The 18,326-nt window shown below is 72.2% G+C and carries 18 protein-coding genes and 1 tRNA gene; 18 read left to right on the top strand and 1 reads right to left on the bottom strand.

Annotated features, from left to right (window positions below; translation table 11 throughout):
- The 18 genes from MOJ79_RS09170 to MOJ79_RS09085 form a co-directional block, all read left to right on the top strand.
- The coding region (locus MOJ79_RS09170) for a pseudouridine synthase (protein WP_241923871.1) at positions 1 to 1,631 on the top strand (1,631 nt) is incomplete at its 5' end.
- Between the two features lie 84 nt (positions 1,632 to 1,715).
- Positions 1,716 to 2,141 (top strand): nucleoside-diphosphate kinase, encoded by a 426-nt coding sequence (gene ndk, locus MOJ79_RS09165; RefSeq protein WP_119354544.1) that lies wholly within the window; start codon positions 1,716 to 1,718, stop codon positions 2,139 to 2,141.
- Between the two features lie 82 nt (positions 2,142 to 2,223).
- Positions 2,224 to 3,333 carry a 23S rRNA (adenine(2503)-C(2))-methyltransferase RlmN gene (gene rlmN, locus MOJ79_RS09160; protein ID WP_241923870.1) on the top strand — a complete coding sequence of 370 codons (1,110 nt, stop codon included), beginning with the start codon at positions 2,224 to 2,226 and terminating at the stop codon, positions 3,331 to 3,333.
- A gap of 76 nt (positions 3,334 to 3,409) precedes the next feature.
- Positions 3,410 to 4,249 carry a type IV pilus biogenesis/stability protein PilW gene (gene pilW / locus MOJ79_RS09155; RefSeq protein ID WP_241923869.1) on the top strand — a complete coding sequence of 280 codons (840 nt, stop codon included), beginning with the start codon at positions 3,410 to 3,412 and terminating at the stop codon, positions 4,247 to 4,249.
- Positions 4,242 to 5,129 carry a helix-turn-helix domain-containing protein gene (locus MOJ79_RS09150; RefSeq protein ID WP_241923868.1) on the top strand — a complete coding sequence of 296 codons (888 nt, stop codon included), beginning with the start codon at positions 4,242 to 4,244 and terminating at the stop codon, positions 5,127 to 5,129. Before pilW ends, MOJ79_RS09150 begins: the two co-directional genes overlap by 8 nt.
- 38 nt (positions 5,130 to 5,167) lie before the next feature.
- Complete coding sequence (ispG, locus tag MOJ79_RS09145) at positions 5,168 to 6,463, top strand: flavodoxin-dependent (E)-4-hydroxy-3-methylbut-2-enyl-diphosphate synthase (RefSeq protein WP_241923867.1); 1,296 nt, start codon at positions 5,168 to 5,170, stop codon at positions 6,461 to 6,463.
- Between the two features lie 76 nt (positions 6,464 to 6,539).
- A complete protein-coding gene (gene hisS, locus MOJ79_RS09140) occupies positions 6,540 to 7,856 on the top strand; it encodes a histidine--tRNA ligase (protein ID WP_241923866.1) in 1,317 nt (438 codons plus the stop codon).
- 25 nt (positions 7,857 to 7,881) lie between these two features.
- Complete coding sequence (locus MOJ79_RS09135; protein WP_241923865.1) at positions 7,882 to 8,544, top strand: YfgM family protein; 663 nt, start codon at positions 7,882 to 7,884, stop codon at positions 8,542 to 8,544.
- Positions 8,541 to 9,659 (top strand): outer membrane protein assembly factor BamB, encoded by a 1,119-nt coding sequence (bamB, locus tag MOJ79_RS09130; RefSeq protein WP_241923864.1) that lies wholly within the window; start codon positions 8,541 to 8,543, stop codon positions 9,657 to 9,659. The genes MOJ79_RS09135 and bamB overlap by 4 nt, the downstream gene beginning before the upstream one ends.
- A gap of 19 nt (positions 9,660 to 9,678) precedes the next feature.
- Entirely contained in the window at positions 9,679 to 11,019 is a 1,341-nt protein-coding gene (der, locus tag MOJ79_RS09125) for a ribosome biogenesis GTPase Der (protein ID WP_241923863.1), read from the top strand.
- Between the two features lie 88 nt (positions 11,020 to 11,107).
- Entirely contained in the window at positions 11,108 to 11,350 is a 243-nt protein-coding gene (hfq, locus tag MOJ79_RS09120; RefSeq protein ID WP_119287110.1) for an RNA chaperone Hfq, read from the top strand.
- Between the two features lie 37 nt (positions 11,351 to 11,387).
- Entirely contained in the window at positions 11,388 to 12,605 is a 1,218-nt protein-coding gene (gene hflX, locus MOJ79_RS09115; RefSeq protein ID WP_241923862.1) for a GTPase HflX, read from the top strand.
- Between the two features lie 2 nt (positions 12,606 to 12,607).
- Positions 12,608 to 13,927, top strand: coding sequence for an FtsH protease activity modulator HflK (hflK, locus tag MOJ79_RS09110; RefSeq protein WP_241923861.1), 1,320 nt, complete (start codon positions 12,608 to 12,610; stop codon positions 13,925 to 13,927).
- 19 nt (positions 13,928 to 13,946) lie between these two features.
- Complete coding sequence (gene hflC, locus MOJ79_RS09105) at positions 13,947 to 14,825, top strand: protease modulator HflC (protein WP_119287112.1); 879 nt, start codon at positions 13,947 to 13,949, stop codon at positions 14,823 to 14,825.
- 6 nt (positions 14,826 to 14,831) lie between these two features.
- On the top strand, positions 14,832 to 15,020 hold the full coding sequence (locus MOJ79_RS09100) for a DUF2065 family protein (protein WP_241923860.1): 189 nt from the start codon (positions 14,832 to 14,834) through the stop codon (positions 15,018 to 15,020).
- Positions 15,021 to 15,102: 82 nt separating this feature from the next.
- A complete protein-coding gene (locus MOJ79_RS09095; RefSeq protein ID WP_241923859.1) occupies positions 15,103 to 16,266 on the top strand; it encodes an ATP phosphoribosyltransferase regulatory subunit in 1,164 nt (387 codons plus the stop codon).
- Between the two features lie 37 nt (positions 16,267 to 16,303).
- The gene (locus tag MOJ79_RS09090; RefSeq protein ID WP_119287119.1) at positions 16,304 to 17,647 is read left to right on the top strand and encodes an adenylosuccinate synthase; all 1,344 of its coding nucleotides are present in this window, start codon (positions 16,304 to 16,306) and stop codon (positions 17,645 to 17,647) included.
- A 21-nt stretch (positions 17,648 to 17,668) separates the two neighbouring features.
- Positions 17,669 to 18,190 (top strand): phosphoribosyltransferase, encoded by a 522-nt coding sequence (locus tag MOJ79_RS09085; RefSeq protein ID WP_241923858.1) that lies wholly within the window; start codon positions 17,669 to 17,671, stop codon positions 18,188 to 18,190.
- Positions 18,191 to 18,230: 40 nt separating this feature from the next.
- On the opposite strand, the gene MOJ79_RS09080 is transcribed toward MOJ79_RS09085, so the two are convergent.
- A tRNA-Leu gene (locus tag MOJ79_RS09080) sits at positions 18,231 to 18,315 on the bottom strand.
- Positions 18,316 to 18,326: the final 11 nt, after the last annotated feature.

Raw genomic sequence — 18,326 nt, 5'->3', positions numbered from 1 at the left:
GCGAGGGTGGGGCCGTCGCTGCTGGTGCAGACGCCGCGGCCCCCGCCGACGCCGGTGAGGCTGCGGCGGGCGCTGCGGGCGAAGGCGACGCCTCGCAGGCGCGTCCGGCGCGCAGCGGGCGCAACCGCCGTCGCGGCCGGCGTGGGCGCGGGCGGCGCGACGGCACTGCCGCAGCGGCGACGGGCGGCGGCGAAGCGGCCGGCGAGGCCGTCACCGAAGCGCCGCCCGTCGAGACCGTCCTCGCCGAGCGGGCCGACCCCGATGCGGTGTTCGGCGCCGTCGTGTCCGGCGCGTTCGACGCCGAGCCGCCCGCCGACACCGAGACCGTCGAGCCCGCGCCGACCAAACGCGTGCTGGCCCCCGAGCCCGATGCGCCGAAGCTGCACAAGGTGCTCGCGCAGGCGGGCATCGGCTCGCGGCGCGACATGGAGCAGCTGATCCTCGAGGGGCGCATCACCGTCAACGGCGAGCCGGCGCACACGGGCCAGCGCATCAGCTGGGGCGACCAGGTCAAGGTCAACGGCAAGCCGATCAAGCTGCGCATCGCGCCGCCACCGCCGCGCGTGCTCGCCTACCACAAGCCCGCCGGCGAGATCGTCACGCACGACGACCCGCAGCAGCGCCCGACGGTGTTCCGCCGGCTGCCGAAGCTGCACCAGGGCAAGTGGCAGTCGGTCGGGCGGCTGGACATCAACACCGAGGGCCTGCTGCTGTTCACCAATTCGGGCGAGCTGGCCAACCAGCTGATGCACCCGCGCTTCGGCGTCGAGCGCGAGTACGCGGTGCGCGTGCTCGGCCTGCTCGACGACGAGGCGCGCCGGCGGCTGCTCGAGGGCGTCGAGATCGACGGCCAGCCCGCCAAGTTCGAGTCGATCGTCGACGGTGGCGGCGAAGGGGCCAACCACTGGTACCGCGTCGTGATCACCGAAGGCCGCCACCGCGAGGTGCGGCGGCTGTTCGACGCCGTCGGCCTGACCGTCAGCCGGCTGATCCGCATCCGCTACGGCACCGTCGTGCTGCCGCGCGGGCTCAAGCGTGGCGCGTGGGTCGAGCTCGGCGAAGCCGACGTCAAGGCGATCCGCCGTGCCGCGCAGCCGGCGGCGGCGCGCGCGGCCGACGGCGAAGGCAGCGGGCGCACGTCGCGTCGACGCCGCCGGGGTCGCGGCGGGCGTGGCGCCGAGGGCAGTGAAGCCGCCGACCGCTTCGAGGGCGGGCCGATCCCCAGTCCGCTGCAGCAGACCTACGACAAGCGCGCGCTGCAGCGCGAGCGCGCCCCGCGGCGCGAGATCGACGAGGACGGCCCGATCCCCAACCCGCTGCAGCAGACCTACGACAAGCGCGCGCTGCAGCGCGAACGGGCCCCGCGGCGCGAACTCGACGACGACGGCCCGATCCCGAACCCGCTGCAGCAGACCTACGACAAGCGCTTCGTCCAGAAGGAGCGGCCGCTGCTCGGTGCCCGCCGCGGTGGGGTGAAGGCAGGCGGCAAGGGCGCCGCGAAGGGCAAGGGCGGGGGTACGACGCCGCGCCAGCCCGACCCGATGCAGACCTCGGTCGGCTACATCGGCGCCGATGCGCTGCAGCGCAAGACCCGCTCGGGGCGCGGCGGCGGCCGCCGCGGCGGGCGCTGAAGCGCGGCGCGCCCGAGCGCTTGGCGGGCGCTCGCGACTACAATACAAAACTTTGCCAAGTTCTTGATTCAGGAGAATAAAGTCATGGCCATCGAGCGCACCCTGTCGATCATCAAGCCCGACGCCGTCGCGAAGAACGTGATCGGCCAGATTTACGCGCGTTTCGAAGCCGCCGGCTTGAAGATCGTCGCTGCGAAGATGCTGCACCTGTCGCGCGCCGAGGCCGAGGCGTTCTATGCGGTGCACAAGTCGCGCCCGTTCTTCAACGACCTCGTCAGCTTCATGACCTCGGGGCCGGTGATGGTGCAGGTGCTCGAGGGCGAGAACGCGATCGCGAAGAACCGCGAGCTGATGGGCGCCACCGACCCGAAGAAGGCCGCCAAGGGCACGATCCGCGCCGACTTCGCCGACAGCATCGACGCCAACGCGGTGCACGGCTCCGACGCGCCGGAGACCGCCGCCGTCGAGGTGGCGTTCTTCTTCCCGGCGATGAACATCTACAGCCGCTGAGTCATGACGCGCCCGTGCCCGCTTCGCTCGCGGCCCGCGGCCGGGCGTGCGGCACGCCGGGGCGCCATCGGCGCGCGCTGACATGACGGTCAACCTGCTCGACTTCGACCTCGACGCGCTGGCGGCGTACTGCGAGAGCCTGGGCGAGAAGCGCTTCCGCGCGGTCCAGCTGTTTCGCTGGATCCACCAGAAGGGCGAGTCCGACTTCGATCGCATGTTGGACCTCGCGAAGTCGCTGCGCGGCAAGCTCGCCGGGGTCGCCGAAGTGCGCGGGCTGCCGCTGATCAGCGAGCACCGCAGCGCCGACGGCACCGTCAAGTGGTTGTTCGACGTCGGCGGCGGCAACGCCGTCGAGACCGTCTACATCCCCGAGGACGACCGCGGCACATTGTGCGTGTCGTCGCAGGCCGGCTGCGCGGTCGGCTGCCGCTTCTGCAGCACCGGTCACCAGGGCTTCAGCCGCAACCTGTCCACCGGCGAGATCGTCGCGCAGCTTTGGTTCGCCGAGCACCGGCTGCGCCAGCCCGGCGGCGAGCGCGTGATCGACAACGTCGTGATGATGGGCATGGGCGAGCCGCTGCAGAACTACGCGGCGCTGGTGCCGGCGCTCAAGGTCATGCTCGACGACCACGGCTACGGCCTGTCGCGCCGGCGCGTGACGGTCTCGACCTCGGGCATGGTCGCGATGATCGACCGCCTGCGCGAGGATTGCCCGGTGGCGCTGGCGGTGTCGCTGCACGCGCCCAACGACGCGCTGCGCAGCGCGCTGGTGCCGCTCAACCGCAAGGACGGCATCGACGCGCTGCTCGATGCCTGCGTGCGCTACCTCGAGCGCGCGCCGCGCGACTTCGTGACTTTCGAGTACTGCATGCTCGACGGCGTCAACGACAGCGACGCGCACGCGCGGGAGCTGGTGCGCCTCGTCAAGGGCCACGTGCCGTGCAAGTTCAACCTGATCCCGTTCAACCCGTTCCCCGCGTCGGGGCTGAAGCGCTCGCCGCGCGAGCGCGTCGCCGCGTTCGCTCGCGTGCTGCAGGACGCCGGCATCGTGACGACGGTGCGCAAGACGCGCGGCGACGACATCGACGCGGCCTGCGGCCAGCTCGCCGGCGAGGTGCAGGACCGCACCCGGGTGCACCTGCGGCTGGTGCGCGCGCCGCTGCGCGCCCCGGCCGCGGCAGCCAACCCCTGATGCCCTGATGCGCACGCGCGCGAAGGTCCCCCGCGGCACGAGCCCGACGCCCCGCCTGCCAGGAGCCCGCAGCCCCATGCCCGCCATCGCCCGCCCGCAGCCGACCCGCCGCGCCCGCGCTGCCGCGGCGTGGGCCGCCCTGACGATCGCCGCGCTGGCCGTCGGGCTCGGCGCCGGCTGCGCGACGACCGACGGTGCGGGTGGCGCCTCCGAGGTGCGCACCGCCTCCGACCTCACCGACGCCGAGCGCCGCGCGCGCGTGCGCGTCGAGCTGGCCAGCAACTACTTCGCCCGCGGCCAGACCGAGACGGCGCTCGACGAGATCAAGCAGGCGCTGGCGGCCAAGCCCGACTTCGCCGACGCCTTCAACCTGCGCGGCCTCGTCTACGCCAGCCTCGGCGACATGCGGCTCGCCGAGGAGAGCTTTCGCCGCGCGCTCGAGCTCGCGCCGCGCGACGGCGAGACGATGCACAACTGGGCGTGGGTGATGTGCCAGCAGCGTCGCTACGCCGAAGCCGACGCGATGTTCGCGCGCGCGCTCGAGCTGCCGAACTACCGCGGCGTCACGCGCACGCTGCTCGCGCGCGGCGTGTGCCAGGCGCGCGAGGGGCGCTACGAGCTCGCCGAGCGCACGCTGGCGCGCTCGTACGAGCTCGACCCGTCCAACCCCGCCACCGGCTTCAACCTCGCCGAGGTGCTGCTGCGCCTGGGACAGTACGAACGCGCGCGCTTCTACATCGGGCGCGTCAACGCGGTGCCCGAGCAGGTCAACGCGCAGACGCTGTGGCTGGCCGCGCGCATCGAACACAAGTTGGGCAACGCCACCGGCGTGGCCGACTACGGGCGGCAACTGCGCGGCCGCTTCCCGCAGTCGCCCGAAGCGGCGGCGCTCGAGAGCCGGCGCTTCGATGACTGAGGTCGCTGCCGAGCCGACGCCGCCCGCGGCTTCGACGGCCGGGGCGCTGCTGCGTGCGGCGCGGGAGCGGCAGGGCCTGCACATCGCGGTGCTCGCGACGACGATCAAGGTCGCGCCGCGCAAGCTCGAGGCGCTCGAGGCGGACCGCTACGACGAGCTGCCCGACCCCGCGTTCGCGCGCGCGCTCGCGCAGACGGTGTGCCGTGCGCTGAAGATCGACGCCGCACCGGTGCTCGCTCTGCTGCCGCGACCGAACGGTGCCGCGCGGCTCGAACAGGTCGCCAGCGGGCTGAATGCGCCGTTTCGCGACCGGCCCGGCCGCGACGACGGCGGCGAGCTGATGCTCGTCAACCGGCCGATCTTCTGGGCGCCGGCGATCGTGCTGCTCGCCGCGGCCGTCGTCTACCTGCTGCCACAGAACCTGTTCGGGCCGACGGTGCGCGAGGCTGCCGAGACCGTGCGCGTCGAGCCGCCGCCCGCCGTCGAGCCGGTGGCGCCGGCGGCGCAGCCGGCGCTGCCCGCCGAGCCGGCCGCGTCCGAGGCGCCCGCGCCGGCGCCTGCCGAGCCCGTGTCCGCCGCGCCGCTGCCGCACGCCGCACCCGCCCCGTCCCCGGCTGCCGCGACACCGCCCGCGGCGGCGGCGCCCGACACGCTGCTGTTGCGCGCCAGCGAGGCGTCGTGGGTCGAGGTGCGTGACCGCGACGGCAACGTGCTGCTGTCGCGCACGCTGCAGGCGGGCGAAGCCGTCGGCGTGAACGGGGCCTTGCCGCTGCGCGCGACAATCGGCAACGTGACGGGCACGACGGTGACGTTTCGCGGGCAGGCGGTCGACCTCGCGCCGCGCACGCGCGACAACGTGGCGCGGATCAGCCTCGAGTGAATCCGAGCGCCCCGACGCGGCCTGACCCGAGTGACGCCATGACCCGACCGCACAGCGAACCCGCCCCCGACGACGGCCCGATCGAGGCCGCGCAGCCGGCGCCGCGCCGCTCGCGCCAGGCGCGCGTGGTGTGGGGCGACCGCGTCGTGACGATCGGCGGCGACGCGCCGGTGCGCGTGCAGTCGATGACCAACACCGACACCGTCGACGTCATCGAGACGGCGATCCAGGTCAAGGAGCTCGCGCAGGCCGGCTCCGAGCTGGTGCGCATCACGGTCAACACGCCCGAGGCGGCGGCGGCGGTGCCGCACATCCGCGACCAGCTCGACCGCATGGGCATCGACGTGCCGCTGGTCGGCGACTTCCATTACAACGGCCACCGCCTGCTCGCCGATTTCCCGGCGATGGCGCAGGCGCTGAGCAAGTACCGCATCAACCCCGGCAACGTCGGCAAGGGCGACAAGCGCGACCGCCAGTTCGCGATGATGGTCGAGGCGGCGATGAAGTACGACAAGGTCGTGCGCATCGGCGTCAACTGGGGCAGCCTCGACCAGGAGCTGCTCGCGCAGCTGATGGACGACAACGCGAGACGTCCCGAGCCGTGGGACGCGCGGCAGGTGATGTACCGGGCGCTCGTGCAGTCGGCGCTGTCGTCGGCGGCGTACGCGCGCGAGCTTGGACTGAATCCCGACCACATCGTCATCAGCTGCAAGGTCAGCGGCGTGCAGGACCTCATCAGCGTCTACCGTGCGCTCGCGCGCCGGTGCGATTACGCGCTGCACCTCGGGCTGACCGAGGCCGGGATGGGCACCAAGGGCACCGTCGCGTCGGCGGCGGCGCTGGCGGTGCTGCTGCAAGAGGGCATCGGCGACACGATCCGCGTGAGCCTGACGCCGCAGCCGGGCGAGGCGCGCACCCAGGAAGTCGTCGTCGCGCTCGAGATCCTGCAGGCCCTCGGCCTGCGCACGTTCAACCCGAGCGTGACCGCCTGCCCGGGCTGCGGGCGCACGACGAGCACGACGTTCCAGGAGCTGGCCAAGCAGATCGACGACTACCTGCGCGCGCAGATGCCGGTGTGGAAGTCGAAGTACCCCGGCGTCGAGACGATGAAAGTTGCCGTGATGGGCTGCATCGTCAACGGCCCGGGCGAGAGCAAGCACGCCGACATCGGCATCAGCCTGCCCGGCACCGGCGAGGCGCCGGCCGCGCCGGTGTTCATCGACGGCCACAAGGCGATGACGCTGCGCGGCGAGGGCATCGCCACCGAGTTCCAGAAGATCGTCGAGGACTACATCGAGCGCCGCTTCGGCGCGCCCCATTCGTCGGCGGCCTGAACGGCCGCTGCCCGGGCCTGGCGCCAGCGCGCGGGGCCGCGGTCCCGCGACGAATCCCCTTTTCGCACCCGAGACCATGGACAAGCTGCAAGCCGTCAAGGGCATGAACGACATCCTGCCGCCCGACTCGGCGCGCTGGGAGTGGCTCGAGCGCACGCTGTGCGACCTGATGGCGCGCTACGGCTACCAGAACATCCGCACGCCGCTCGTCGAGCCGACCGCGCTGTTCGTGCGCGGGCTCGGCGAGGTGACCGACATCGTCGAGAAGGAGATGTACTCGTTCGTCGACGCGATGAACGGAGACCAGCTGTCGCTGCGGCCCGAGAACACCGCCGGCGTCGTGCGCGCGGCGATCGAGCACTCGCTGCTGCACGACGGCGGCAAGCGGCTGTACTACATGGGACCGATGTTTCGCCACGAGCGCCCGCAGAAGGGCCGCTACCGCCAGTTCCACCAGATCGGCGCCGAGGCGCTCGGCTTCCCGGGGCCCGACGTCGACGCCGAGCTGATCCTGATGTGCCGCGCGCTGTGGCGCGAGCTCGGCCTCGTCGAGGGGCGCGACCTGCGGCTGGAGATCAACAGCCTGGGCCAGCCACACGAGCGGCGCGCGCACCGCGCCGCGCTCGTCGCGCACTTCGAGGCGCACCACGACCTGCTCGACGACGACTCGCGCCGGCGGCTGCACACCAACCCGCTGCGCATCCTCGACAGCAAGAACCCGGCGATGCAGCCGCTGATCGAGGCGGCGCCGAAGCTGATCGAGTATCTCGGCGACGAGTCGCGCGCGCACTTCGATGGCCTGCGGCGCGTGCTCGACGCCGCGGGTCTCGAGTACCGCGTCAACCCGCGGCTGGTGCGCGGGATGGACTACTACAACCTGACCGTGTTCGAGTGGATCACCGAGCGCCTCGGCGCCCAGGGCACGGTGTGCGGTGGCGGGCGCTACGACCCGCTGATCGAGCAGCTCGGCGGCAAGCCGGCGCCCGCGGTGGGCTGGGCGCTGGGCGTCGAGCGGCTGCTGCTGCTGCTGGCCGAGGCCGGCGTCGCGCCGGCGCCCGTGCCGCCGCGCGCTTTCGCGGTGCTGCCGTCGCCGGCCGTGCTCGCGCAGGCCTTGCCGGTGCTCGAGGCGCTGCGCGCCGCCGGGGTGTCGGTGCTGATGCACGCCGGCGGCAAGGACGGCTTCGGCAGCATGAAAGCGCAGTTCCGGCGTGCCGACGCGAGCGGCGCGACGTGGGCACTTGTGTTCGGCGACGAGGAACTCGCCCGCGGCGAGGTCGGGCTCAAGCCGCTGCGTGCCCGCCCCGGCGAGGCCACCGGCGCGCAGGTCACGCGCCCGCTGGCACGGGTGGCGCAGTGGGCGCACGAGCTCCTCGACGATAATCCGTCGCTTTGACCCGGCTGCGTCCCTTTCCACCGACATGGCGACTCCCCTCGACCTGCAGGAGCAGGAACAGCTCGACGCGCTGAAGGCGTTCTGGAAGCGGTACGGCAACCTGATCACCTGGACGCTGATGGTGGCGCTGGGTTCGTACGCCGGCTGGAACGGCTGGACCTGGTACCAGCGCGGTCAGTCGATGAAGGCCGCGGCGATGTTCGACGAACTCGAGCGCGCGGCACACGCCGGTGACGCGGCGCGCGTCGCGCGCGTGTTCGACGACCTCAAGCAGCGCTACGCGTCCACCGCGTATGCGGAAAAGGGCGGCCTGCTGGCCGCACGCGTGCAGTTCGAACAGCAGCAGCGCGACGCCGGTCGTGCCGCGCTGCAATGGGTGGCCGACCACGCCGCCGAGGACGAGTACCGCGCGATCGCACGGCTGCGGCTGGCCGGTGTGCTGCTCGACGACGGCAAGCCCGACGAGGCGCTGAAACTGCTCGACACCGTCAAGGACGCCGCGTTCGCGGCGCTGGTGGCCGACCGCCGCGGCGACGCGCTGATGGCGCTCGGCCGCCGCGACGACGCCAAGGCGGCGTACCAGGCCGCGTGGCGCGCGATGGACGCCAGCGTCGAGTACCGCCAGCTCGTCGAGGCCAAGCTGACCGCACTCGGCGCCGCGCCGGCGGCCGACGGAGCCGCGCGATGACGCGTCGCCCCGCGGCCGTGGCGGCGCTGGCGGCGGCGCTGTTCGTCGCCGCGTGCTCGTCGACGTCGCGGCCGCCCCCGACGCGGCTCGAGCCGCTCGCCGCCAAAATCACTGGCCGCCAGGTGTGGAGCCAGCGCGTCGGCGAGGTCGATTTCCCGCTCGCGCCGGCCGTCGTCGGCGACCGCTTCGTCGTTGCCTCGGGTGACGGCAGCGTGCTCTCGCTGGCCGCCGACGACGGCCGCGTGCTGTGGCGCACGGCGGTGGGCGCGCCGATCACCGCCGGGGTCGGCAGCGACGGCCGCTTCGCTGCCGTCGTCACACGCGACAACGAGGTCGTCGTGCTCGACGGCGCGCGCGTCGCGTGGCGCCAGCGCGTGCCCGCGCGCGTGGCGACGCCGCCGCTGGTGGCCGGCGAGCGCGTGTTCGTGATGAGCGTCGACCGCACCGTGCATGCGTTCGACGCGCTCGACGGCCGCCGCCTGTGGCGGCTGCAGCGCCCGGGCGAGGCGCTGACGCTGGCGCAGGCGGGCGTCGTCGCCGCGTTCGGCGACACGCTGCTCGTCGGCCAGGGCGCGCGGCTGGCCGGCGTCGACCCGCTGCGTGGCACCGTGCGCTGGGAGGTGCCGCTGGCGACGCCACGCGGCACCAACGAGGTCGAGCGTCTGGCCGACCTCGTCGGCCCGCCGCTGCGGGTGGGCCAGGTGTTTTGCGCGCGCGCATTCCAGCACGCGGTGGGCTGCATCGACGCCGAGCGCGTCACGCAGGTGTGGAGCCGCCCGGTGGGCGGCACGCAGGCGGTCGGCGGCGACGCGCAGCGTGTCTTCGCGGCCGACGGCAGCGACCGCATCACGGCGTGGAACACGGCCACCGGCGAGGTGCTGTGGTCGTCGCCGCGCTTCCTGTACCGCGGGCTCAGCGGGCCGATCGCGCTCGGCCCGACGGTGATGTTCGGCGACGCCGAGGGCTACCTGCACTGGCTGGCCGCCGCCACCGGCGAGCCGCTGCTGCGACTGGCCACCGACGGCTCTGCCGTGGTGGGCACGCCGGTGGTGTCGGGCAGCACCGTTCTCGTCGTCACGCGCCGCGGCGGGCTGTTCGCGTTCCGGCCGTCGTGACGGGGCGCGGAGCAGGGCGATGAAGCCCGTCGTCGCGCTCGTCGGCCGCGCCAATGTCGGCAAGTCGACGTTGTTCAACCGGCTGACCGGCACGCGCGACGCGATCGTCGCCGACCTGCCGGGGCTCACGCGCGACCGCCACTACGGCGACGCCAAGTTCGGCGGCCGCGAGCTGATCGTCGTCGACACCGGCGGCTTCGAGCCGCAGAAGCCCACCGGCATCGTCGCGGCGATGGCGCGGCAGACGATGCAGGCGGTCGCGGAGGCCGACGCCGTGATCTTCGTCGTCGACCTGCGCGCCGGGCTGTCGGCGCAGGATCACGACATCGCGCGCTATCTGCGCCAGGCCGGCAAGCGGGTGCTGCTGGCGGTCAACAAGGCCGAGGGGATGTCCGACTCGCCGCGCCTGGCCGAATTCCACGAGCTGGGCATCGGCGAGCCGCACCCGATCTCGGCGGCGCACGGGCAGGGCATCCGCAGCCTGATGGAGGCGGTGCTCGAGGTGCTGCCGCCACCCGCGCACGAAGCTGAAGAGGGCGACGAGGGCGAGCGGCCGATCCGCCTGGCGGTGGCGGGGCGCCCCAACGTCGGCAAGAGCACGCTGATCAACGCCTGGCTCGGCGAGGAGCGGCTGGTCGCGTTCGACCAGCCGGGCACGACGCGCGACGCGATCCGCGTGCCGCTCGAACGCGGCGGGCGCCGCTACGAACTGATCGACACCGCCGGGCTGCGCCGCAAGGGGCGCGTGTTCGAGGCGGTCGAGAAGTTTTCCGTCGTCAAGACGCTGCAGGCGATCGCCGACGCGCACGTCGTCGTGCTGCTGCTCGACGCGACGCAGGGTGTGGGCGAGCAGGACGCGCACATCGCCGGTTACATCCTCGACGCCGGCCGGGCGGTCGTGATCGCCGTCAACAAGTGGGACGCCGCCGACCGCTACCAGCGCGAGCAGTTCGAGCGCTCGCTCGAGCAGCGGCTGGCGTTCCTGCGCTACGCGCCGCGCGTGCACATCTCGGCGCTCAAGCGCCAGGGGCTCGGGCCGCTGTGGAAGGCGATCGGCGAGGCCTACGCGTCGGCCACGCGCAAGCTGCCCACGCCGGTGCTCACGCGCCTGGTCCTCGACGCCGTCGCGCACCAGGCGCCCAAGCGCGCCGGCGCGTTCCGGCCCAAGCTGCGCTACGCGCACCAGGGCGGCATGAACCCGCCGATCGTCGTGATCCACGGCACCGCGCTGGAACACGTCACCGACGCCTACAAGCGGTACCTCGAGGGCCGCATCCGCGAGCATTTCCAGCTCGTCGGCACGCCGCTGCGCATCGAACTGCGCTCGGCGCGGAACCCTTTCGTCGAGCGCGACACTTAACCGACGCGGTGATCGCGCCGGCGCGTCTCGGCCGCGGCGGCGCTGTGTTAACGTGCCGCGATCCTCGGCATCCAACACGGAGAATATCGTGAGCAACAAAGGGCAGCTACTACAAGACCCGTTCCTGAACCTCCTGCGCAAGGAACACGTGCCGGTGTCGATCTACCTCGTCAACGGCATCAAGCTGCAGGGCCACATCGAGTCGTTCGACCAATACGTGGTCCTGCTGCGCAACACCGTCACGCAGATGGTCTACAAGCACGCGATCTCCACCGTGGTGCCCGGCCGCGCCGTGAATTTCCACGCCCAGGACGCCGGCGAGGCGTCCTGACCGGCCTTTGCCGTCCGCTTTGCGCCGCACGCACACCTTGACCACCGCAGAACTGTCGACCGCACCGGCGCCGGGCGCCGCCCGCGTGGTGCTGGTCGGCGTCGACCTCGGCCCCGGCTCGTCGTTCGACCCGACGCTCGACGAACTCGCCCAGCTCGCCGAATCGGCCGGCGACGAAGTCGTCGCGCGCGTGTTCGCGCGGCGCAAGGCGCCCGACGCGGCGCTGTTCGTCGGCAGCGGCAAGGCCGACGAGATCAAGGCGCTGGTGCAGCAGCACGGCGCGCAGGGCGTGATCTTCGACCAGGCGCTGTCGCCGGTGCAGCAGCGCAACCTCGAGCGGCACCTCGGCGTGCCGGTGTCGGACCGCACGGCGCTGATTCTCGAGATCTTCGCCGAGCGCGCGAAGAGCCACGAAGGCAAGCTGCAGGTCGAGCTCGCGCGTCTGCAGTACCTGTCGACGCGGCTCGTGCGCCGCTGGAGCCACCTGGAGCGCCAGCGTGGCGGCATCGGCACGCGCGGCGGCCCGGGCGAGACGCAGATCGAGCTCGACCGCCGCATGATCGGCGAGCGCATCCGCAGCGTGAAGACGCGGCTGGACCGCGTCAAGCGCCAGCGCCAGACGCAGCGCCGCGCGCGCGAGCGCAGCGGCACGTTCCGCATCGCGCTGGTGGGCTACACCAACGCGGGCAAGTCGACGCTGTTCAACGCGCTCGTGAAGGCGCGCACCTACGCCGCCGACCAGCTGTTCGCGACGCTCGACCCGACGGTGCGCTCGCTGTACCTGCCGCCGGCCGACGGCGAGCCGGGCCGCTCGGTGTCGCTGTCGGACACCGTGGGCTTCATCCGCGACCTGCCGCACAAGCTCGTCGAGGCGTTCCAGGCCACGCTGCAGGAGGCGGTCGACGCCGACTTGCTGCTGCACGTCGTCGATGCCGCCAGCCCGACGCGCGACGAGCAGATCGCCGAGGTCGAGCGCGTGCTGGCCGAGATCGGCGCGCACGACATCCCGCAGGTGCTGGTGTTCAACAAGGTCGACCGGCTCGAGCCCTCGCGCCGGCCGCGCGAGCTCGTCGACACGGTCGAGCGCGCCGGCGGGCAGCGCACGCCGCGTGTGTTCGTCAGCGCCCTCGACGGCACCGGGCTGCCCGAGCTGCGCCGTCTGATGGCGCGCCTCGCGGCCGCCTCGGCGTCGTCGTCTGCGCCCGTCGACGCGGTGCGCGCGGTTCCGGTTTCGCCTTCCCCGATGCAAGCATGACCATGCATTCCTCTGCCTTCGACCGCGAGCCGCTCGCCCTTCGCCTGCGCGCCGTCGCGGCCGCCGCACGCGCGCTCGGGCGCGCGGTGCTGCGCGGCCGGCGCCGCGACACGCTGGTGCTCAACAACGGGCGCAACGACGGCCCGCCCGACCTCGACGAACTGTGGAAAGACTTCAACAGCAAGCTGTCGAACCTGTTCGGCGGCAAGAAGGGGCCGCGCCGCGAGGGCTTCGGCGGCGGTGACGGCGGCGGGCAGGGCGGTGGCCCCGGCTTCCAGCCGCCCGACATGAAGAGCGCGGGCATCGGCGTCGGCCTGATCGTCGGCGTCGTCGCGCTGATCTGGCTCGGCAGCGGTGTGTACATCGTGCAGGAAGGCCAGCAGGCGGTCGTGACGACGTTCGGGCGTTACACCGCCACCGTCGACGCCGGCATCCAGTGGCGGCTGCCGTACCCGTTCCAGGCGCACGAGACGGTGCCGTTCACGCAGCTGCGCTCGGTCGACATCGGCCGCAACACGGTGCTGCAGGCCACCGGGCTGCGCGATTCGTCGATGCTGACGCAGGACGAGAACATCGTCGACATCCGCTTCACGGTGCAGTACCGCCTGAGCGACTCGCGCGCGTACCTGTTCGAGAACCGCAACCCCGACGAGGCCGTCGTGCTCGCCGCCGAGTCGGCGGTGCGCGAGATCGTCGGCCGCAGCCAGGTCGACTCGGTGCTGTATGCCGCCCGCGACGCGATCGCTGCCGACCTCGTGCGCTCGATCCAGGGCCAGCTCGACCGCCTGAAGGCCGGCATCGTGATCACCAACGTCAACATCCAGAACGTGCAGGTGCCCGAGCAGGTGCAGGCGGCGTTCAACGACGCCGTGCGCGCCGGCGCCGACCGCGACCGCTTCCGCAACGAAGGCGAGGCCTACGCGAGCGACGTGATCCCGAAGGCGCAGGGTACCGCCGCACGCCTGCGCGAGGAAGCCGAGGCGTACAAGGCGCGCGTGATCGCCACCGCCGAGGGTGACGCGCAGCGCTTCCGCTCGGTGCTCGCCGAGTACCAGCGCGCGCCGGCCGTCACGCGCGACCGCCTGTACCTGGAGACGATGCAGTCGGTGTACTCCAACGTCACCAAGGTGCTGGTCGACAGCCGCAACGGCTCCAACCTGCTGTACCTGCCGCTCGACCAGCTGATGCGGCAGTCGGCGTCGGCACCCGCGCCCGCCGCGGCACCGCGCACCGACGTGCCCACGGCGCCGGCCGCGGCCGCCGCCGTCACGCAGGACGCGCGCGCGCGCGACGGCCGTGGCCGCGAGCGCGACATCCGCTGACGACCCGAGGACCCGCGACATGAACCGAATCGGAGCCATCGCCGCCGCACTGCTCGTGCTGCTGATGGTGCTGTCGTCGACGCTGTTCGTCGTCGACCAGCGCCAGATCGCCGCCGTCTATGCGCTGGGCGAGATCAAGACCGTCATCACCGAGCCCGGGCTGAACTGGAAGCTGCCGCCGCCGTTCCAGAACGTGGTCTTCCTCGACAAGCGCATCCAGACGCTGGACAACACCGACCCGCGGCCGATCTTCACCGCCGAGAAGAAGAGCGTGCTCGTCGACTGGATGGTCAAGTGGCGCATCAGCGACCCGCGCCAGTTCATCCGCAACAGCGGCACCGACATGCGCAATCTCGACGTGCGCCTGACGCCGGTGGTGCAGGCCGCCTTCAACGAGGAAATCACGCGCCAGACCGTCACCGGCGTGCTCGCGACCGACCGCGAGCGCGTGATGCAAGGCGTGCGCGACCGCCTCACCGAGGTGTCGCAGAACTTCGGCATCGAGATCGTCGACGTGCGCGTCAAGCGCGTCGACTTCGTCGCCGACATCACCGACGCCGTCTACCGCCGCATGGAGTCGGAGCGCAAGCGCGTGGCCAACGAGCTGCGCTCGACCGGCGCCGCCGAGGGCGAGAAGATCCGCGCCGACGCCGACCGCCAGCGCGAGGTGATCCTCGCCGAGGCGTTCCGCGACGCGCAGAAGATCAAGGGCGAGGGTGACGCGCGCGCGTCCGCGCTGTACGCCGAGGCGTTCGGACGCGACCCGCAGTTCGCGCAGTTCTACCGCAGCCTCGAGGCTTATCGCGCGAGCTTCCAGAGCAAGAACGACCTGATGGTCGTCGACCCGGGCAGCGACTTCTTCCGCGCGATGCGCGGTGCGGCGCCCGCCGGGCGCTGACGCGCCGTGGGCGACGTCCTGCTCGGCGCGTTCGCGCTGATGCTGGTGTTCGAGGGCCTGCTGCCGTTCCTCAGCCCGGCGCTGTGGCGGCAGGTGTTCGAACGCGCGGTGCGCATGACCGACGGGCAGATCCGCTTCCTCGGGCTGAGCAGCATGCTGCTCGGCGTCGTCCTCGCGCTGTTGTTCCTGCACTGACGGCGTCCCGCCCGCGGCTGCGCGCAGGCCGAGGCCGTGCAGTGCGGCCCGTACAATGCCGTTTTCACACGCCACCCCTGCGATGACGTCTGCCTGGTTGCTGCCCGAGCACATCGCCGATGTGCTGCCCGCGCAGGCGCGACACATCGAGGACCTGCGCCGATCGCTGCTCGACCTGGCGCGCGGCTACGGCTTCGAGCTCGTGATCCCGCCGCTGCTCGAGCACCTCGAGTCGCTGCTGTCGGGCACCGGCCACGCGCTGGACCTGCGCACCTTCAAGCTGATCGACCAGCTCAGCGGCCGCACGCTGGGCGTGCGCGCCGACACCACGCCGCAGGTCGCGCGCATCGACGCGCACCTGCTCAACCGCCAGGGCGTCGCGCGCCTGTGCTACTGCGGGCCGGTGCTGCACACGCGCCCGGCCGGCATGCACGCGACGCGCGAGCCGCTGCAGTTCGGCGCCGAGATCTACGGCCACGCCGGGCTCGAGGCCGACCTCGAGGTCATCGAACTCGCGCTCGACGGACTGCGCGCGGCGGGCGTCGAACAGCCGGTGCTCGACCTCGGCGACGCGCGCATCGTGCGCGGCGTGCTGGCCGGCGCACCGCTCGATGCGACGCAGCTCGAGGCCATCGTCGACGCGCTGTCGGCCAAGGATCCGGCGGCGCTCGATGCGCTCGCCGTGCTCGTGCCGGCCGAAGGGCGCGCCGCGCTGCACGCGCTGCTGGCGCTGTACGGCGGGCCGGAGGTGCTCGCGCAGGCGCGCGAGCGGCTGCCGCGGCGCGCGCTGATCGACGCGGCGCTCGACGATCTCGAGCGCCTGGCCGCCGAGCTGCAGCGCATGCACCCGCAGGTGCGCGTGGGCTTCGACCTCGGCGACATGAGCGGCTACGCGTACTACAGCGGCATGCGCTTCGCGGTCTACGCCAGCGGCTCGAGCGACGCGCTCGTGCGCGGCGGGCGCTACGACGAGGTCGGCGCCGTGTTCGGGCGCAACCGCCCGGCGGTGGGCTTCAGCCTCGACCTGAAGCCGCTCGCGCTGCTCGCACCGCCCGCGCCCGTGCGCGGGGCGATCCGCGCACCCTGGAGCAGCGACGAGCGACTGCGCCAGGCGGTGCGCAAGCTGCGCTCGCTCGGCGAGACCGTGCTGTGCATCCTGCCCGGGCACGAGCACGAGGTCGACGAATTCGACTGCGACCGCGAACTGGTCGAGGTCGGCGGGCAATGGGTGCTGCGCGCGCTGTGACGGCGCGGCGGCAGTGGGCACGATTTCCGGACGAACGATGACGTCACAGACAGCAGCGCCCCTGCGCGGGCGCAACGTGGTGGTGGTGGGCACCCAGTGGGGCGACGAGGGCAAGGGCAAGGTCGTCGACTGGCTCACCGACCACGCGCACGGCGTCGTGCGCTTCCAGGGCGGCCACAACGCCGGGCACACGCTGGTCATCAAGGGCGTCAAGACGGCGCTGCAGCTGATCCCCAGCGGCATCATGCGCGACGGCGTCGCGTGCTACATCGGCAACGGCGTCGTCGTCGATCCGACGCACCTGCTCGGCGAGATCGAGCGCCTCGAGGGCATCGGGCTCGAGGTGCGCTCGCGGCTGTACCTGAGCGAGTCGTGCCCGCTGATCCTGCCGTTCCACGTCGAGCTCGACCGCGCGCGCGAGGCGCTGCGCGAGACCAGCGGCAGCGGCAAGATCGGCACCACCGGCAAGGGGATCGGTCCGGCCTACGAGGACAAGGTCGCGCGCCGCGCGCTGCGCGTGCAGGACCTGAAACACCCCGAGCGCTTCGCGGCCCGCCTGCGCGAGCTGCTCGAGCTGCACAACGTCGCGCTTGCCGGCTACCTGAAGAGCCGCCCGCTCGAGTTCGCCCCGATCTACGACCACGCGATGCGCGTGGCCGAGCAGCTCAAGCCGATGATGGCCGACGTCGGCTACCTGATCCACCAGGCGCACCTGGCGGGGCGCAACATCCTGTTCGAGGGCGCGCAGGGCACGCTGCTCGACATCGACCATGGCACCTATCCTTACGTGACGTCGAGCAACTGCGTCGCCGGCAACGCCGCGGCGGGCTCGGGCGTCGGCCCGGGGATGCTGCACTACGTCCTCGGCATCACGAAGGCCTACACGACGCGCGTCGGCTCGGGGCCGTTTCCGACCGAGCTGCCGATCGACGAGCCGGGCAGCGTGGGTCATCACCTGAGCACGGTCGGCGCCGAGCGCGGCACCGTCACCGGTCGTGCGCGCCGTTGCGGCTGGCTCGACGCGGCGGCGCTCAAGCGCAGCATCGTCATCAACGGCGTCTCGGGGCTGTGCATTACCAAGCTCGACGTGCTCGACGGGCTGCCCGAGATCCGCGTCGGCGTCGGCTACGAGCTGCACGGCCGCCGCATCGACATCCTGCCACTCGACGCCGACGACATCGCGGCGTGCCGGCCGGTGTACGAGACGCTGCCGGGCTGGAGCGAGTCGACCGCAGGGATCACGCAGTGGGAGCGGCTGCCGGTCAACGCGCGCCGCTACCTCGAGCGCGTGCAGGAGTTCATCGGCGCGCCCGTCGACATGGTCTCGACCGGGCCCGACCGCGAGCACACGATCGTGCTGCGCCACCCGTATCAGGCTTGAACAAGCGCAGGAGACCCCCAGATGTTGACCGACGACGGCAAGCACCTCTACGTCTCGTGGGACGAGTACCACATGCTCATCGAGCGCTTGGCGCTCAAGGTGCATGCGTCGGGCTGGGAGTTCGACCAGATCCTGTGCCTCGCGCGCGGCGGCATGCGCCCCGGTGACGTGCTGTCGCGCGTGTTCGACAAGCCGCTGGCGATCATGTCGACGAGTTCGTACCGTGCCGAAGGCGGCACGATCCAGGGGCGGCTCGACATGGCGAAGTACATCACGCTGCCCAAGGGCGAGCTGGCCGGGCGCGTGCTGCTCGTCGACGACCTCGCCGACTCGGGCGTCACGCTGCGCGCGGTCGTCGAGCGTCTGCGCGGCATGCCGGCCATCGCCGAGCTGCGCTCGGCCGTCATCTGGGTCAAGGGGGTGTCGAGCTACACCCCCGACTACTACGTCGAGCTGCTGCCCACGAGTCCGTGGATCCACCAGCCGTTCGAGGAGTACGATCACCTCAGGCCCGAGGGCCTGGCGAAGAAGTACGAGATCTGAAACGCAAGAGGCCGGCAGAGCCGGCCTCGTGTGTCGTGTGTGGTGCCCAGGAGAGGACTCGAACCTCCACGCCGTTAAGCGCTAGTACCTGAAACTAGTGCGTCTACCAATTCCGCCACCTGGGCATCGACGCCGT

This window comes from Calidifontimicrobium sp. SYSU G02091 (assembly GCF_022631395.1).
GTDB lineage: Bacteria > Pseudomonadota > Gammaproteobacteria > Burkholderiales > Burkholderiaceae_C > Calidifontimicrobium > Calidifontimicrobium sediminis.
The sequence above is the reverse complement of the archived record's forward strand: the minus strand, read 5'-3'. Positions and strand labels throughout refer to the sequence as shown.

What these genes read in the sequence shown, in the direction of transcription:
- ndk (WP_119354544.1), top strand. Translation starts at nt 1,716, where the DNA reads ATGGCCATCGAGCGCACCCTGTCGATCATCAAGCCCGACGCCGTCGCG.
- rlmN (WP_241923870.1), top strand. Translation starts at nt 2,224, where the DNA reads ATGACGGTCAACCTGCTCGACTTCGACCTCGACGCGCTGGCGGCGTAC.
- pilW (WP_241923869.1), top strand. Translation starts at nt 3,410, where the DNA reads ATGCCCGCCATCGCCCGCCCGCAGCCGACCCGCCGCGCCCGCGCTGCC.
- MOJ79_RS09150 (WP_241923868.1), top strand. Translation starts at nt 4,242, where the DNA reads ATGACTGAGGTCGCTGCCGAGCCGACGCCGCCCGCGGCTTCGACGGCC.
- ispG (WP_241923867.1), top strand. Translation starts at nt 5,168, where the DNA reads ATGACCCGACCGCACAGCGAACCCGCCCCCGACGACGGCCCGATCGAG.
- hisS (WP_241923866.1), top strand. Translation starts at nt 6,540, where the DNA reads ATGGACAAGCTGCAAGCCGTCAAGGGCATGAACGACATCCTGCCGCCC.
- MOJ79_RS09135 (WP_241923865.1), top strand. Translation starts at nt 7,882, where the DNA reads ATGGCGACTCCCCTCGACCTGCAGGAGCAGGAACAGCTCGACGCGCTG.
- bamB (WP_241923864.1), top strand. Translation starts at nt 8,541, where the DNA reads ATGACGCGTCGCCCCGCGGCCGTGGCGGCGCTGGCGGCGGCGCTGTTC.
- der (WP_241923863.1), top strand. Translation starts at nt 9,679, where the DNA reads ATGAAGCCCGTCGTCGCGCTCGTCGGCCGCGCCAATGTCGGCAAGTCG.
- hflK (WP_241923861.1), top strand. Translation starts at nt 12,608, where the DNA reads ATGCATTCCTCTGCCTTCGACCGCGAGCCGCTCGCCCTTCGCCTGCGC.
- hflC (WP_119287112.1), top strand. Translation starts at nt 13,947, where the DNA reads ATGAACCGAATCGGAGCCATCGCCGCCGCACTGCTCGTGCTGCTGATG.
- MOJ79_RS09095 (WP_241923859.1), top strand. Translation starts at nt 15,103, where the DNA reads ATGACGTCTGCCTGGTTGCTGCCCGAGCACATCGCCGATGTGCTGCCC.
- MOJ79_RS09090 (WP_119287119.1), top strand. Translation starts at nt 16,304, where the DNA reads ATGACGTCACAGACAGCAGCGCCCCTGCGCGGGCGCAACGTGGTGGTG.
- MOJ79_RS09085 (WP_241923858.1), top strand. Translation starts at nt 17,669, where the DNA reads ATGTTGACCGACGACGGCAAGCACCTCTACGTCTCGTGGGACGAGTAC.